Source organism: Pseudomonas sp. TH39(2020) (genome assembly GCF_016650715.1).
In the GTDB taxonomy this organism is placed as follows: Bacteria; Pseudomonadota; Gammaproteobacteria; order Pseudomonadales; family Pseudomonadaceae; genus Aquipseudomonas; species Aquipseudomonas mandelii_C.
Genome location: NZ_JAEKFF010000008.1, coordinates 297,414 through 313,217 on the forward strand (window position 1 = coordinate 297,414; position 15,804 = coordinate 313,217).

General features: G+C 59.2%; 12 protein-coding genes. 10 read left to right on the forward strand and 2 right to left on the reverse strand.

All coding sequences use genetic code 11. The features are described 5' to 3' along the window. Window positions 1-66: 66 nt before the first annotated feature. From JFU47_RS29655 to kdpE, 8 genes are all read left to right on the forward strand, one after another. Complete coding sequence (locus JFU47_RS29655) at window positions 67-1,632, forward strand: amino acid permease (protein WP_201187732.1); 1,566 nt, start codon at window positions 67-69, stop codon at window positions 1,630-1,632. A 53-nt stretch (window positions 1,633-1,685) separates the two neighbouring features. Then, on the forward strand, window positions 1,686-2,618 hold the full coding sequence (locus JFU47_RS29660) for a transporter (RefSeq protein ID WP_140894644.1): 933 nt from the start codon (window positions 1,686-1,688) through the stop codon (window positions 2,616-2,618). Window positions 2,619-2,967: 349 nt separating this feature from the next. Then, window positions 2,968-3,060 carry a K(+)-transporting ATPase subunit F gene (gene kdpF / locus JFU47_RS29665; protein WP_201187734.1) on the forward strand — a complete coding sequence of 31 codons (93 nt, stop codon included), beginning with the start codon at window positions 2,968-2,970 and terminating at the stop codon, window positions 3,058-3,060. Continuing rightward, window positions 3,057-4,829 (forward strand): potassium-transporting ATPase subunit KdpA, encoded by a 1,773-nt coding sequence (kdpA, locus tag JFU47_RS29670; RefSeq protein WP_201187736.1) that lies wholly within the window; start codon window positions 3,057-3,059, stop codon window positions 4,827-4,829. Before kdpF ends, kdpA begins: the two co-directional genes overlap by 4 nt. A 10-nt stretch (window positions 4,830-4,839) precedes the next feature. After that, on the forward strand, window positions 4,840-6,918 hold the full coding sequence (gene kdpB, locus JFU47_RS29675) for a potassium-transporting ATPase subunit KdpB (RefSeq protein ID WP_201187738.1): 2,079 nt from the start codon (window positions 4,840-4,842) through the stop codon (window positions 6,916-6,918). A gap of 12 nt (window positions 6,919-6,930) precedes the next feature. Further along, window positions 6,931-7,503, forward strand: coding sequence for a potassium-transporting ATPase subunit KdpC (gene kdpC, locus JFU47_RS29680; RefSeq protein WP_201187740.1), 573 nt, complete (start codon window positions 6,931-6,933; stop codon window positions 7,501-7,503). Between the two features lie 26 nt (window positions 7,504-7,529). After that, window positions 7,530-10,223, forward strand: coding sequence for a two-component system sensor histidine kinase KdpD (gene kdpD / locus JFU47_RS29685; RefSeq protein WP_201187742.1), 2,694 nt, complete (start codon window positions 7,530-7,532; stop codon window positions 10,221-10,223). Then, entirely contained in the window at window positions 10,220-10,909 is a 690-nt protein-coding gene (kdpE, locus tag JFU47_RS29690; protein ID WP_201187744.1) for a two-component system response regulator KdpE, read from the forward strand. Before kdpD ends, kdpE begins: the two co-directional genes overlap by 4 nt. 31 nt (window positions 10,910-10,940) lie before the next feature. Here kdpE and JFU47_RS29695 read toward each other — a convergent pair whose 3' ends face one another. Together JFU47_RS29695 and JFU47_RS29700 are read right to left on the reverse strand one after the other, a co-directional pair. Further along, the gene (locus tag JFU47_RS29695; RefSeq protein WP_201187746.1) at window positions 10,941-12,842 is read right to left on the reverse strand and encodes a potassium transporter Kup; all 1,902 of its coding nucleotides are present in this window, start codon (window positions 12,840-12,842) and stop codon (window positions 10,941-10,943) included. Window positions 12,843-13,155: 313 nt separating this feature from the next. Next, window positions 13,156-13,317 (reverse strand): DUF2986 domain-containing protein, encoded by a 162-nt coding sequence (locus JFU47_RS29700; protein WP_140681349.1) that lies wholly within the window; start codon window positions 13,315-13,317, stop codon window positions 13,156-13,158. A 311-nt stretch (window positions 13,318-13,628) separates the two neighbouring features. On the opposite strand from JFU47_RS29700, the gene JFU47_RS29705 reads away from it, so the two are divergent. Together JFU47_RS29705 and JFU47_RS29710 are read left to right on the forward strand one after the other, a co-directional pair. Further along, window positions 13,629-14,966 carry a M15 family metallopeptidase gene (locus JFU47_RS29705; RefSeq protein ID WP_242485188.1) on the forward strand — a complete coding sequence of 446 codons (1,338 nt, stop codon included), beginning with the start codon at window positions 13,629-13,631 and terminating at the stop codon, window positions 14,964-14,966. A 99-nt stretch (window positions 14,967-15,065) separates the two neighbouring features. After that, window positions 15,066-15,737 carry a GntR family transcriptional regulator gene (locus JFU47_RS29710; RefSeq protein ID WP_176471612.1) on the forward strand — a complete coding sequence of 224 codons (672 nt, stop codon included), beginning with the start codon at window positions 15,066-15,068 and terminating at the stop codon, window positions 15,735-15,737. Window positions 15,738-15,804 lie beyond the last annotated feature (67 nt).

A 15,804-nucleotide genomic window follows, 5' to 3' on the forward strand; every position in this document is an offset into this window, starting at 1 on the left:
AAGGCCAGCCCATCCGGCAACGTAAACCCGGATGGATGCGTATCAAAACCTGAAGGGGCACACAACATGAAGCCAACAAGCGAGCCCGGCACGAACGCGCCGCAAGACGATGACGTCAAGGTGCTGCACAGCATGGGCTATGCCCAGGAACTCTCACGGCGCATGGGCGTTTTCTCCAACTTTGCCATTTCCTTTTCGATCATCTGCATCCTCTCGGGTGGTATCAACTCACTTGCGCAGGGCACCTCGGGTGCGGGCGGTGCGTCAATCGGCATCGGCTGGCCGATCGGTTGTCTGATCTCCGGGGTTTTCGCCATGGCCATGGCGCAGATCTCCTCGGCCTACCCCACCGCTGGCGGCCTCTATCACTGGGGTTCGATTCTCGGTAACCGCTTCACCGGCTGGCTGACCGCGTGGTTCAACTTGCTCGGGCTGGTCACCGTGCTCGGTGCGATCAACGTCGGCACCTATTACTTCTTTTTCGGCGCCTTCGGACCGGCCCTGGGAATGGAAGACACCACCACGACCCGGGTGATTTTCCTGGCGATCCTGACCGGCATCCAGGCCTTGTGTAACCACCTGGGTATCGGACTGACCGCGAAGCTCACCGACTTCTCGGGGTATCTGATTTTCGCCACGGCGCTCGCGCTGACCGTCGTCTGCCTGATATCGGCGCCCAGTTATGAATTCGCCCGGTTATGGACCTTCAGTAACTATTCCGGCGAGGCTGGCGGCAGCGTTTGGCCACAGGTGTCGAACGGCTGGATTTTCATGCTCGGCCTGCTGTTGCCGATCTATACCATCACCGGCTATGACGCCTCTGCGCATACCTCCGAGGAAACCCGGCAGGCAGCCGTGTCCGTGCCGCGTGGCATGGTCACGTCAGTGGTCTGGTCGTTGCTGTTCGGCTGGGTCATGCTCTGTTCGTTTGTACTGATGCTGCCGAACATGGATGAGGCGGCGAAGCAAGGCTGGAACGTGTTTTTCTGGGCCATGAACACGCAGGTCAACCCAACCGTGAAGCTCGCGCTGTACGTGGCGATATTCATCTCGCAGTTCCTCTGCGGGCTGGCAACCGTGACCTCGGTTTCACGCATGATCTTCGCGTTTTCCCGTGACGGTGGCCTGCCCTGCTCGAAAGCACTGGCCTCGGTTTCGCCGACCTATCGCAGCCCGGTGGCGGCGATCTGGACCGGTGCCACCCTGGCGGTATTGTTCGACTGGGGATCGTCCGTGATATCGGTCGGCGCAACGCCGGTCTATACCATCGTGGTGTCCTGCACGGTGATCTTCCTGTTCTTCTCCTTCATCATCCCTATCGTGCTGGGCCTGTTTACCTACGGGACGTCGAAGTGGCCGGCCATGGGGCCGTGGAACATGGGACGCTTCTGGTACTCCGTGTTCGCCATCCTCTCGATCCTCTCGATGGTGATTATTTTCGTCATCGGCATCCAGCCACCGAACGATTGGGCGCTGTACATCACCATCGGTTTTCTGGTGCTGACGGCTATCGTCTGGTTCGGTTTTGAAGCCCGACGCTTCCAGGGTCCACCGATAGGCGACATGATCGTCAAGCGTCAGGCGGAAATCGCTGCGGCTGAAGCGGCATTGAATAAACGAGCCGGGAGCTGATCGCCACCGCCATAAAAATACAGACCGGTGGGGTCCTGACAGGAAGCGAGCGAATGTGGATGAAACACAAACTCTGCGTCGTCAGGCTCGTTCGGTTCGCATCCGCATCGCTCATCATCGTTGCCCCCGGTGCAGTCGCAGAGGACCTGGAACCCAGGTCCTATGCCAATACGCCGGTCGGTATCAATTTCCTGCTCATGGGCTACAGCGATCTCCATGGCAGCGTGACCGCCAACCCCTCAGTCCCGCTCCAGAACGCCAAGCTCAACATAAAGACTGTCGTGTTGGCCTTTGCCAGATCTCTGGACGTCTGGGGCCGTTCCGGGAAGTTCGATATCGTCGTGCCTGAGGCAAGATTGACGGGCTCTGCTCTGTTCGCCGGTGAACCCAAGGAGCGAAATGTTACTGGGTTGATCGATCCAAGATTTCGGTTTTCGGTCAACTTATATGGCGCCCCGGCATTGTCCCTGGCTGAATTCCCCAGCTATCAACAGGATGTGATTATCGGCGCGAGCCTGGCGATCACGGCGCCACTGGGCCAATACGACGCTAGTAAGCTGGTAAATCTTGGCAACAACCGCTGGTCATTCAAGCCCGAACTCGGGATTTCCAAGCGCCTGGGCCCAGTGACCCTGGAATTGTCCGGCGCAGGAACTTTTTACACCGACAATGACGAGTTCCTCGGCGACCACCAACTTTCCCAGAACCCGATTTATCAGGTACAGGGGCATCTTATCTATGCCTTTAGCAACGGTGTTTGGGCTGCGCTGGATACGACCTACTTCGCTGGAGGGAGTAGCTCAGTCGATGGGGTCGGTAACCACGATTATCAGGAAAACACACGTTACGGATGCACCCTCACGCTGCCGTTGAACCGGAACCACTCGCTAAAGCTGAATGCGAGTAAGGGCGGGCATACCCGCACGGGCAGCGAATACGATGCCATTGGCATCGCCTGGCAGTATCGCTTCGGCGGAGGGCTTTGAAACTTGGGAGTTCGCCTCCTTCTATCACCATTTTCGGCTTCATTGTCCGAGCGGCCAAACGCACCTGTTCGGTCAACAAGGCCATGACCGCCGCCATGTCCCCCTGCAAATCGTCAAACCCGCCCCTCACACCGCCATGTTTGGCGCCGACCGTATTTGAGCAGCACCTTTACAAGATCTTTATGCGCCTGTGCCCAATCCTTTTAACAACTTACTAGAAGGCCAACTAGGCTTCCCCCATCGCTGGAGGGAATGCCATGGACTTCGTCTTTTTAGTGCTTGGCGCACTGTTTTTTTTCATCTTTGTCGGCCTTGCTCGTGGCTGTGCCGCGCTTAACAGGAGACGGTCATGACTGGCTTCTATCTTTTCGGCGGGCTGATAGCGACGGGTTTACTGATTTACCTCGTCTGTGCGCTGCTTTTTCCGGAGGACTTCCTGTGACTACTCAAGCCTGGGGCCTGCTCGGGGCCTTTCTGTTGGCGCTGGGTATTCTGGCCTGGCCTCTTGGGCGCTGGTTGACCACGGTGATGGAGGGCCGATTTGCCTTCGGTGCGCGCATCGAGTCGCCGCTTTATCGCCTTGCCGGCATCAAGCCTGAAACACAAATGAGTTGGCTCCAGTATGCCCTCGCCCTGCTGCTGTTCAACGCACTGGGATTGCTGGCCGTTTATGCCCTGCAACGGCTGCAAGGCGTTCTGCCATTTAACCCCCAAGGGTTCGGCGCCGTCACTCCAGACTCCTCGTTCAATACCGCCTCCAGTTTCGTCACCAATACCAACTGGCAAGGCTACGGCGGCGAAACGACGATGAGTTACCTGACCCAGATGCTCGCGCTGACGGTACAGAACTTCCTCTCTGCCGCCACCGGCATTGTGGTGGCCGTTGCCCTGATTCGCGGATTCGCGCGCCACAGCGCGGACAGCATCGGCAATGCCTGGACCGACCTCACGCGCATCACGTTGTGGGTGCTGCTGCCGCTGTCGCTGATTTTTGCGCTGTTTCTGGTTAGCCAGGGCGTGATCCAGAATCTTGACCCGTACAAGGAAGTCACGACGCTGGAGGTCATGCAGTACCAGGCTCCGGTACTCAATGATGCCGGCCAGCCGGTCATCGATGCCCAGGGCAACCCGGTGACCAAGGCCGCCAGTACCGATAAGCAGACGATTGCCATGGGGCCGGTCGCCTCACAAGAAGCCATCAAAATGCTAGGCACCAATGGTGGCGGTTTCTTCAACGCCAACTCGGCGCATCCTTATGAAAACCCCACCGCCGTCACGAACTTCTTTCAGTTGCTGGCGATCTTCCTGATCCCGACGGCGCTGTGTTTCGTCTTCGGCCACATCGTCGGTGACATACGCCAAGGCTGGGCGCTGCTGGCGACCATGACGATCATCTTTGTGATCGCGGTAATAGCGGTCACCCATTACGAACAACTCGGCAATCCGCAGTTTTCGGCGCTGGGTATCGACACGGCGGCGGGCAACATGGAGGGCAAGGAACTGCGCTTCGGCATCAGTGCATCCAGTCTGTTTGCGGCGGTGACAACGGCGGCGTCGTGTGGCGCTGTTGTCGCAATGCATGATTCGTTTACGCCGCTGGGTGGTGCGGTGCCGCTGATACTCATGCAACTGGGTGAAGTGGTGTTCGGCGGTACCGGCTCAGGCCTGTATGGCATGTTGGTGTTCGCCATCCTCGCAGTGTTTATCGCCGGCCTGATGATCGGCCGCACGCCCGAGTACCTGGGCAAGAAAATCGAAGCCTACGAGATGAAGATGGTGGCCATCGCGATTCTGGTAACGCCATTGCTGGTGCTGTTCGGTACGGCCATCGCTGTCATGGCCGAGGCTGGAAGACTGGGGATCGCCAACCCCGGCGCCCATGGTTTCTCGGAAATCCTCTACGCCTTTACCTCGGCGGCCAACAACAACGGCAGTGCCTTCGCCGGTCTGTCGGCCAACACGCCGTTCTACAACACGATGCTGGCCTTCATGACTTGGTTCGGCCGGTTCGGCGTCATCGTGCCGGTGCTCGCAGTCGCCGGCAGCCTGGCTGCGAAGAAGCGATTGGCGGTCACCGCAGGCACCATGCCCACCCACGGGATGCTGTTCGTGGTGCTGCTGATCGGCACGGTGTTGCTGGTCGGCTTGTTGAACTACGTACCGGCGCTCGCGCTGGGGCCCGTCGTTGAACACTTCATGATGATCAAGTGAGATCACGAACATGACACGCAAAGCGTTCTCCTTGTTCGACCCGAAACTGATAATGCCTGCCATCGTCGAGTCAGTGCGCAAACTCAGCCCCAGGATCCAGTGGCGAAACCCGGTGATGTTCGTCGTCTACATCGGCGCGATCATCACCACCGCCCTATGGGGCCAGGCGCTGAGTGGCAAAGGGGAAGCCGGTACCGGGTTCATCCTGGCGATCACTTTTTGGCTGTGGTTCACCGTGCTGTTCGCTAACTTCGCCGAGGCCTTGGCCGAAGGCCGCAGCAAGGCCCAGGCCGCTTCCCTGCATAAACTGAAAAAGGAAACCTGGGCCAAGAAACTGCGCGAGCCACACTACGGCGCAGAGTGGCAGCTGGCTAAATCGAACGACCTGTGCAAGGGCGATGTCGTGGTGGTTGAAGCCGGCGACCTCGCGAATTCAGTGATCCCCGCCGACGGCGAGGTCATCGAAGGTGCCGCCTCGGTGGATGAGTCCGCCATCACCGGTGAATCGGCCCCGGTGATACGGGAGTGTGGTGGTGATTTCTCATCGGTAACGGGCGGGACTCGGGTCCTGTCGGACTGGATCGTCATTCGTGTAACCACTGACCCTGGCGAAACCTTTGTCGACCGCATGATTGCGATGGTCGAGAACGCCAAGCGGCAAAAAACCCCGAATGAAATTGCCTTGTCGATTTTATTGGTCGCCCTGACGATCGTGTTTCTGGGGGTGACGGTGACGCTCCTGCCGTTCTCGCTGTTCGGGGTTGCAGTGGCCAAATCCGGGACCCCCGTCTCGATCACCGTCCTCATCTCGTTGCTGGTCTGCCTGATTCCCACGACCATTGCCGGCCTGCTCTCGGCTGTCGGTGTGGCGGGCATGAGCCGCATGATGGAGGCCAACGTGATCGCCACGTCCGGCCGAGCCGTGGAAGCCGCCGGTGACGTGGACGTTCTCCTGCTCGACAAGACCGGGACCATTACGCTGGGCAATCGCCATGCCTCGGCCTTTTTACCGGCACCGGGCATCAAGGAGGCCGAGCTGGCGGATGTGGCACAACTGGCCTCCCTGGCCGACGAAACCCCCGAGGGGCGCAGTATCGTCGTCTTGGCCAAGCAGCGTTTCAATCTGCGGGAACGGGAAATCGGCGCACTCGACGCCCACTTCGTGCACTTTTCGGCGCAAACGCGCATGAGCGGCGTCAACATGGGCGACCGGCAAATACGCAAGGGCGCTGGCGAGGCCATTCTCAAGCATGTCCAGAGCCTGGGTGGCAGCTTTCCCGAAGCCGTGCAAAACAGCATTGAGGAAGTGGCACGCCGAGGCAGTACCCCGCTGGTCGTCGCCGACGGGGTCAAGGTGCTGGGCGTGATCGAACTCAAGGACATCGTCAAGGGCGGGATCAAGGAGCGTTTCCTCGAACTGCGGCGCATGGGCATCAAAACCGTGATGGTGACCGGCGATAACCGGGTCACCGCCGCCGCCATCGCCGCCGAGGCCGGCGTCGATGACTTTCTGGCGGAAGCGACGCCCGAACAGAAGTTGCAGTTGATCCGCGACTACCAGGCCGAAGGCCGGCTGGTGGCCATGACCGGCGACGGCACCAACGATGCCCCGGCACTGGCTCAAGCGGATGTTGCCGTGGCGATGAACTCGGGGACTCAGGCCGCCAAGGAAGCCGGGAACATGGTGGACCTGGACAGCAACCCGACGAAGTTGATCGAGGTGGTGGAAACCGGCAAACAGATGCTGATGACCCGCGGTTCGCTGACCACCTTCTCGATTGCCAACGATATCGCCAAGTATTTCGCGATCGTGCCAGCGGCTTTTGTCTCTACGTACCCTCAGCTCGCGGCACTCAACATCATGGGGCTGACAAGCCCGAACTCGGCGGTGCTGTCAGCGGTGATCTTCAACGCGCTGATCATCATCTTCCTGATTCCCCTGGCACTCAAAGGCGTGAAGTACCGTCCGGTCGGCGCGGCCTCGCTGTTGCGCCGCAACATGTTGATCTATGGGCTGGGTGGCGTGATCGTTCCATTCATTGGCATAAAAGTGATCGACATGGTGCTGTTTGCCGTCGGTCTGACTTAAAGGAGCACTGTCATGGCTTCTCTACTGCGCCCGGCGTTGACCCTGTTCATTGCACTGTCGTTGATCACCGGCCTGGCCTATCCACTGCTCACGATGGGGATTGCCAGGCTGGCCTTCCCTTCTCAGGCGGCGGGCAGTCTGATTGAACGGGATGGCAAAACCGTGGGTTCGTCGTTGATCGGTCAGAGCTTCAGCGATCCCCGGCATTTCTGGAGTCGCCCGTCCGCGACCAGCCCCATGCCCTACAACGCGGCGGCATCGTCCGGGTCGAACCTGGGGCCGCTGAATCCCGCACTGGCGGACGCGATCAAGGGCCGCATCGATGCCTTGCGTGCTGCCGACCCAGGCAACACCGCGACCATCCCCGCCGACCTGGTCTACAGTTCGGCCAGCGGCCTCGATCCGCATATCAGCATCGCGGCAGCCCAGTATCAGGCGGGCCGAATTTCGCGGGTGCGCAACTTGCCCATAGAGCGCGTTCGTCAACTGATTACCGAGCACTCCGAGGGCATGCTGTTCGGGTTCCTTGGCGAGCCTCGGGTCAACGTTCTGGAACTGAACCTGGCACTCGACGCCGCACATTGAGCGCCCACTCACACACGGTGAGCCTGATGGCCGAACAACGTCCAGACCCGGACCAGCTACTGGCCCAGATTCGCGAAGAAGAAGCGCAAGCCAACCGCGGTCGGCTGAAGATTTTTTTCGGCGCCAGCGCCGGTGTCGGCAAGACCTACGCGATGCTGGCGGCCGCCCAAACGGCGAAACAACAGCACATCGATGTACTGATCGGCGTGATCGAAACCCATGGCCGCGCTGAAACCCAGACGCTGACCAAGGGCCTGGACGTGGTGCCCCTCAAACAGGTCGTCGACAAGAACCGCACACTGACCGAGTTCGATCTGGACGCCGCCCTGTTGCGAAAACCGCAGCTGATCCTGATCGACGAACTGGCTCATTCCAACATCATCGGTTCCCGTCATCCAAAACGCTGGCAAGACGTGGAAGAACTGCTCAGCGCCGGTATCGACGTCTGGTCCACCATGAATGTTCAGCACCTTGAGAGCCTGAATGACATCGTCGGTGGCATTACCGGTATTCGGGTCTGGGAGACCGTGCCAGACCATGTGTTCGACACGGCCGATGAAGTGGTCATCGTCGACTTGCCACCCGACGACTTGCTGCAGCGTTTGAAGGAAGGCAAGGTTTATATGGCGCAACAGGCCGAGCGCGCGGTGCAGAATTTCTTTCGCAAAGGCAACCTGATCGCTTTGCGTGAACTGGCATTGCGCCGCACCGCCGACCGTGTCGACAGCGAGATGCTGCAATACCGCATAAGCAGTGCAGTAAAACCAGTCTGGGGCACCCGCGACTCACTGCTCGCCTGCGTCGGCCCGCATGAACAGGGGGAAAAAACCGTACGTTCGACAGCGCGTCTGGCCGCTCAGCTCAACGTGCCGTGGCATGCCGTGTATGTCGAAACCCCCGCCTTGCAGCGTCTGCCCGAGACGAAGCGCCGTCGCATTCTGGCGACCCTGAAACTGGCCCAGGACATGGGTGCACAGATCTCGACGCTAGCCGGTCAGGACATTGCCGAGACGCTGGTCAAGTACGCACGCCAGCACAATCTCTCCAATGTCGTGCTGGGGCGTGACGAACACCCTCGTCGACGTTTCTGGAAGCCAATCCTCGCGGATCGAATTGGTGCGCGGGGCGCGGACCTGGACGTGATTCAAGTCTCTCTTGCGAGTAACCAGCGGACACACACCGAGCCCCGCTCCACGAAGATCGAAAGTCCGGTGATGTGGCGCTCCTATATTTGGAGCGCGGTACTCTGCGCGGTGACGACCCTGGCGGCTTTTCCTCTGGCTGAGGTGCTGGAACAGGCCAATATCGTCATGCTGTTCCTGCTGGCCGTCGTCGCCGTCGCCGTCCGCTTTGGTCGCGGCCCAGCGATTCTGGCGGCCTTTTTGTCAGTGGCCGCCTTTGACTTTTTTTTTGTGGCGCCGCGCTTTTCGTTCGCCTTCGCCGATATCCAGTACCTGGTGACCTTCAGCGTCATGCTCGTGGTGGCCCTGGTCATCGGGCAAATGACCGCCGGCCTGACTTACCAGGCGCGGGTGGCACAGCGGCGCGAGGACCGCATGCGGGCGCTGTACGACATGTCACGCCTGTTGTCCGCCGCGCTGATGACCGAGCAAGTCGCTGAAATCAGTGCTCGCTTCCTGTCCGCCGAGTTTGGCGCCAGGTCGGCGCTGCTGGTCGCTGACGACAACAATAAACTGCAAGCTCCGCTGATCACCGGCGATGCACCGCAAGTGGACACGGCCATAGCCCAGTGGTCGTTCGACAAAACCGAACCGGCCGGCTACGGCACTGACACCCTGCCCTCCAGTTCAACGCTCTACCTGCCTTTGTCGGCACCCATGCGGGTGCGCGGAGTGTTGGCCGTGCAACCGCACGACACCACCCGGCTGGTGGTGCCGGAGCAGCGACGCCTGCTCGACACCTGTGCGTCATTGCTGGCCATCTCGCTCGAACGGATTCACTACATCCACGTGGCCCAGGACACGACGGTTCAAATGGAGTCCGAACGGTTGCGCAACTCGCTGCTGTCGGCCATCTCCCACGACCTGCGAACCCCGCTGTCGGTCATGGTCGGGCTGGCCGAAGCGCTCAAGCTGGCCAAGCCTCCCTTGACTGGCGAAGCCGCCGAAATTGCCACGGCGGTAGGTGAATCGGCGCTGCGCATGAATACGCTGGTCAATAACCTGCTGGACATGGCACGCCTCGAATCCGGCAAAGTGGTGTTGAATCGGCAGTGGCAACCCATCGAGGACGTAGTGGGCAGCGCCCTGCGAGCCATCCAGCCGATCCTGGGCGCGCGTTCGGTGCAGGTCGCTCTGGACGATGATTTACCTCCCGTACGCATCGACGCGGTGCTGATCGAACGCGTCCTCATCAACCTGATCGAGAACGCCGTCAAGTACACGCCCCAAGGCACCACCATCGGCTTGGGGGCCAAGGCCACGCCTGACAACATCGAGTTGTGGGTCGCCGACGAAGGACCGGGGTTACCCCACGGTCACGAAGAGGCGATCTTCAGCAAATTCATGCGTGGCAAGAAGGAAAGTGCGATACCCGGCGTCGGGCTGGGCCTGGCCATCTGCCGGGCTATCGCCCAGGCTCATGGGGGGACCATTCTGGGGGTCACACGGCCAGAGGGCGGTGCTTGCTTTACGTTACGTCTGCCCCGTGAAACCCCTCCCGTTATCGAGACCCAATTGACCGACGAGGAGCAGCCATGAACGAATCGGTGCCTCACGTCCTGATCATCGAAGACGAAAAGGAAATACGCCGCTTCGTGCGCATGGCTTTGCAAGCTGAAGGCCTGGAAGTTCACGAAGCCGATACCTTTCACCGAGGCCTCATCGACGCGGGCACGCGCCGGCCCGATCTGATCGTGCTCGACCTGGGACTTCCCGACGGTGACGGCATCGACCTTATCCGGGACGTAAGAAGCTGGTCGCCGGTGCCCATTATTGTGCTGTCTGCACGTGGCGCAGAGTCGGACAAAATCCTGGCACTGGACACCGGTGCCGACGACTACCTGGTGAAGCCCTTTGGCACCGGTGAACTGCTCGCCCGTGTGCGCGCGCTGTTACGCAGGCAGGCGAAAGATGCCGAAAACAACTCGGTACTGTGCTTCGGGGACGTGCGAATCGATGTCGAACGGCGCGTCGTGGAACGTGCTGGCGCCCCCTTGCATTTGACGCCGCTGGAATACCGTTTGCTGGTTCATCTTTGCTCCAATCCAAATCGGGTCCTGACGCACTTGCAACTGCTCAAGGCCGTATGGGGGCCGGCGCACACCACCGATACCCCTTACCTTCGTGTCTTCATGGGAGGTTTGCGCAAAAAAGTAGAAGCGGACCCTTCCCAACCACGTCATCTGGTGACTGAAACGGGGGTTGGCTACCGCTTTATTCCTTGAGCACAGGTTGCAGTTGTTGCTTTGTTTATCGCTACATCTCGACCTGCGTGCCCAGCTCTATCACCCGATTCAGCGGCAACTTGAAGTATTTCAAGTTGCTGTTGGCGTTCTTGAGCAAAAATGCGAACAGGCTTTCTCGCCAACGGGCCATACCTATGCGTTTGGTCGGGATCACCGTCTCTCGGCTGAGGAAATAGGTCGTGCGCATCGGACTGAAGTCCAGCTCAGCCAAGTGGCAGAGACTCAAGGCCAGGGGGACATTCGGCTCCTCAATAAAACCAAAGTGCAGACTGACCCGGAAAAAGCCTTCACCATAGGCTTCGACCTCAAACCTTCTGTCAGCACTTACGCGAGGGCTGTCTTCAGACACTACCGTGAGCAACACGACTTGTTCATGCAAAACCTGGTTATGCAACAGGTTGTGCAGCAGCGCATGAGGAACGGCATCGGCCCTGGCCGTCAGAAACACCGCCGTGCCTTGTACGCGATGGGGGGGCTGCGTACGGATGCTGCCGATGAAGAGCGGTAGAGGCAGCGCGGTTTCATCCAGCCGCTCAACAACAATCTTCCTGCCCCGCTTCCAGGTCGTCATCAAAATGAACAGGCCGATGCCGGCAATCACCGGGAACGCACCGCCCTGAAAAATCTTCGGCGCGTTGGCCGCGAAATACAGACCGTCTACCAGCAAAAATCCGAGCAGCATCGGGATGGCCAACCAGCGTGGCGTTTTCCATAGGAGCAGGACGACAGCCGAGGACAAGATGGTGGTGATCAGCATGGTCCCCGTCACAGCGACGCCATACGCTGCGGCCAAAGCACTGGACGACTCGAAACCAATCACCAGCAATACGACACCGACCATCAACGCCCAGTTAACCGTGCCGATGTAGATCTGCCCCTGCTCCTGGCTGGAGGTGTGCTGGATAAACATGCGAGGAACGTAACCCAGCTGGATGGCCTGGCGAGTCAGGGAGAAAGCCCCGGAGATCACGGCTTGAGAAGCGATGATGGTAGCCAGTGTGGAGAGCGCGACCATCGGTAACAGTGCCCATTCAGGTGCCAGCAAATAGAACGGGTTTCGCACGGTCTCCGGGTTTCCCAAGATCAAGGCGCCTTGGCCAAAGTAGTTGAGCACCAAGCCGGGCAACACGAGAATGAACCAGGCACGAGAAATCGGTTTTCGACCAAAGTGGCCCATGTCCGCATACAGTGCTTCAGCACCGGTCAATGACAATACGACGGCACCCAGGATGGCCACACCGATTCCCGGATGAGCGATAAAAAAATGCGCTCCCCAGTATGGATTGAGCGCTTGCAGTACTTCCGGGCGCTGCAAAATGCCATAGATCCCCAGCGCACCTAACACGACAAACCACAGCACCATCACTGGGCCGAACAGGATACCGATGCGAGCCGTGCCGTGTTTCTGTATCAGGAACAGCGCCACCAGCACGATCACTGACAAGGGCACAACCCAGTGCTCTATCCCGTCAAACGCCAGCTGAAGTCCTTCAACCGCAGAGAGCACCGAAATAGCCGGGGTGATCATGCTGTCCCCGTAAAAAAGTGCCGCACCGAACAGGCCGAGCAGAACCAGTACCTTGCTCATCTGCGGATAAGGTGCTGCCGCGCGACGGGCCAATGCCGTCAACGCCATAATGCCGCCTTCACCCTGGTTGTTGGCGCGAAGGATGAACAGCACGTACTTGATCGAGACCACCCAGATCAGTGACCAGAAGATCAACGACAGAATGCCCAGCACTCCGTCGTGATTTACCTGAACTCCGTAGTGGCCTGAAAAAACTTCTTTCAGCGTATAGAGGGGGCTGGTGCCGATGTCCCCGTATACCACGCCGACAGCGGCGACGAGCAAGCCCACTCCTGACGTTTTGGAACGGGAGTCTTCGTGTACACCGGTCGCTGTTTCACTCAAGGGTCGCTTCTCTCAAATTGCGGGGAGGATATGCATACCATCCTTGGGCAATACGGTTTTCCAGGGCCATTGATAGTGCCAGGCACATGGACGATCTAAAATCGCGGCCAGTATCGTTGCGAGTAGAAACACCTACCGTAAAGAAAGCGTAAAAACTTTACAGCAGATACCCATTCGAACAGTCAGGTACAAGACTAGCTCTGGCGCAGAGGATCTCGTTGCTCATCTCGAGGAAAATCAACGTCACACCCATTTTGGTCAACTTTGTAGAAGCTGCATTTGCCTGAGAGATGCGGTGCTTAAACTACATAGATCAGCTCTCAGAGGAAATAATTGAGTCGTGACTGGATTCAGCAGCCAGCTTCAATCGGTCAGCTTTACTAATGTATTTAGACTTGCTTGACGGTGCTAATTTGGCACTGGCCTTTTTGGCGTGAGCCTTTAATAACTGCTTTATTTTTTTTTGACGATTCATGTTTTTCTACTCGGCTTGTAAGTTCCTGGATGATATCAGCTTGCGGTTTGCGCAAAAAAGTAGAAGCCGCCCAGGTGCCGCAGATAGTGCGTAGTTACTGTCACTGGCTTGACCCATCGCCTGATCCGGCTTGAGTATCGGCCTCTTTGGAGCCTCGTATGCCCCCTGTCTGCCCCCTCCAGCCTCTGCCCTCCTCGTCACTGTTTTCGCTTCGTTCGCGCAGCCTGCTCGCGCGGACCTGGCTGCGATGGGCCCTGTGCCTGAGCTTTGTCGTGCCCTGCATCGCCGGTGCAGAGACACGACCCGAGAACATGGTTTATCTGCGTACGATTGATCCTGGCATCGAGCAAGACATTCGCTATGCCAGCGCTCACAACTTCACCGGGCACCCACTCGACGGTTACGCCGCGGCACAGTGTCTGTTATCGCTGGACGCCGCCAAGGCCCTCGCTCGGGTACAAACAGCATTGCGTGCGCAAGGCTACGGTTTGAAGGTGTTTGACTGTTATCGGCCCAGCCGTGCCGTTGCCGATATGGGGCGCTTCGCGACGCAGCCGGGCGACCCGCGCAAGGCCGAGTTCTATCCGCGCGTGGACAAGCAGGACTTCTGGCGCCTGGGTTACGTGGCGCGGGTGTCGAACCACTCCAAAGGCTCAACCGTGGATCTGACACTGACCGGCCCGGATGCCCTGCCCGCCGAAACCTGGACGCCTTCAGCCGGGCAAGTCGATTGCACAGCCCCTTATGGCCAGCGTTGGCGCGACGGCGCACTCGACATGGGCACCGGTTTCGATTGCTTCGATGAGCGAGCGCATACCGACAGCCCGACGATCAGCGCTGCCGCCAGGGACAATCGCCAGACGCTCAGCAGGGCCATGGAGAAAGAAGGGTTTACCGGGTACTCCAAGGAATGGTGGCACTTCACGTACAGCGGGGAAGGTTCGCCGAAGAACGTCATGGACTTCCCCATCACGCCGCTGGGTACGCGCGATGCTCTCGACACCGCCAATCAGCTGATTGTGGTCACCACAAAAAACTGGACTGACATCCAGGGGACTGCCCAGCGTTATGAACGGCAGGGAAACACCTTTCGAAAATACGAATCGCCGTTTCCGGTGGTGGTCGGCAAGAGCGGGCTGGCGTGGGGCCTGGGTCTGAGCCGCGTTGAGCAACGCGAAGGTCCGGTCAAACGTGAAGGTGATGGAAAAGCACCTGCCGGGGTATTCAAACTGGGGACGGCGTTTGGCTACGACAGCACGGCCGACACCAAACTGCCTTACCTGGCGCTGACCCCGACCATCGAATGCGTGGATGACAGCCACTCCGCACGCTATAACGAGCTGGTCGATGGAGCGACTGTTTCGAAAGACTGGAACAGCTCCGAACGTATGCGTCGCGATGACGACATGTATCGAAAAGGCATTTTCATCGAGCACAATACGCCGGCGTCCCCCGCCTCGGGCTCGTGCATTTTCTTCCACATCTGGCGCGGCCCCACCTCCCCGACGCTGGGTTGCACCGCCATGGATCCAGCGGATATTGCTCGTTTGTTCAATTGGCTGGACCCTCGCCAGTCGCCGCTGCTGGTTCAAATGCCCGAAGCGGAATATGAGCAAATACGCGAAAGCTGGAACCTTCCCGAACGTTGATGGCTGGCAGACGGCGGCTGGAGGTCCTGATCATCGCCGAAGACCACCCAGTGCATATTCGTATACCCTATCTGAAATCCAATCCTGACGATCACGACCGTGGCCCTGACCAAACTCAACGCTCCCGACCTTGGCAATTCGCCTTCGACGTCGGAAATCATCACCCGTCATCTGCGTGACGCCATCGTCGCCGGGCATTTCGCCGAGGACGAGCCGATTCGCCAGGACGACATTGCCCGCCAGTTCAACGTCAGCAAGATTCCGGTGCGCGAAGCCCTCAAACGCCTTGAGGCCGAAGGCCTGGTGATGTTCCAGCGCAATCGCGGGGCGATGGTCACTCGGGTTTCCGATGCAGAACTGGCGCAAATGTTCGAAGTGCGCATGCTGCTCGAAGACAAGGTGCTGCGCCTGGCCATTCCGAACATGACCGAAGACACCTTCGCCCGTGCCGAACGCATCTGCCAGGAGTTCATCGGCGAAGATGATGTGGGGCGCTGGGCCGAGCTCAACTGGGAACTGCACGCTTGCCTTTACGAACCGGCGCAACGACCGTTTCTGGTCGGCCTGATCCGCTCGGTCAACGACAAGCTTGAGCGTTACCTGCGCATGCAGATGAGCCTGTCGGCCGGCAAGGAACGCGCCGATCACGAACACCGGGAAATCCTTGCGGCCTGCCGCGCCGGTGACGTGGACCTGGCGGTGAAGTTGCTCGACGAGCACATTGCCGGCGTCTGCAAGACCCTGTTCGAGCACCTGCCTCACCACCACTGACAGCTCGCCGCACTGTGCCGATTTCGTCATCGGCACTGGATAAAAACATCAAGCCGGCAAGCCCCCG